We start from the raw sequence: 495 nt of genomic DNA, 5'->3' as shown, positions 1-495 counted from the left end.
GAGCGTGAGAGTGGCTGCACTGGATATATTCATTACCCTGATCCAACTGATATTTCTGTTGTCGGTCAGCGTTGCTTTACTGCTGGGTAAGGTTTTTATGAAAGGCAGCTGGATCTATCGCAGCGAGGGCTGGGAATACTGGGCGGCGACACTCACCCAGTTGTTTGCTCTAGGCCTGCTGCTGTATTTCTTTGGCTTACTGATACCATGAGGGAGCTGTCTGGCAGTATGAGTATCACACAGCGCCTGTTACTGGCAGTACTGGCTGTACTTTGGTTACTGCTCCTGAAGGAAGTGTTGCTGGATGAGTTCAGCGCTTATATCACGGCCTTGCAATGTAAAGAGGCGGACAGAGGCTGGCGGGTCGCAGTGTTGCTTAGCACTGCATTTGTTTTTGCTGCGCTGTGCATATCGGGTTGTCTGGGTATCGTTTATTTTAAGTATACCAAAGCCAGGTGTGTATCTGTGGCCCTCGTCATAACCCTGTGTTGTGGT

2 protein-coding genes are annotated in these 495 nt (G+C 49.9%); both read left to right on the top strand.

All coding sequences use genetic code 11. From position 1 onward, the window contains the following. Positions 1 to 211 (top strand): hypothetical protein (locus C3B51_RS23645; RefSeq protein ID WP_165389208.1); only part of this gene is annotated, 211 nt, incomplete at its 5' end. A 17-nt stretch (positions 212 to 228) separates the two neighbouring features. Further along, positions 229 to 495: hypothetical protein (locus C3B51_RS19640; protein ID WP_130246144.1), on the top strand; the 267-nt coding region annotated here is incomplete at its 3' end.

The organism is Pseudoalteromonas rubra, from assembly GCF_004212645.1.
GTDB lineage: Bacteria > Pseudomonadota > Gammaproteobacteria > Enterobacterales > Alteromonadaceae > Pseudoalteromonas > Pseudoalteromonas rubra_G.
Note: the sequence above shows the minus strand (reverse complement) of the source record. Positions and strands in the feature narration are given on the sequence as shown.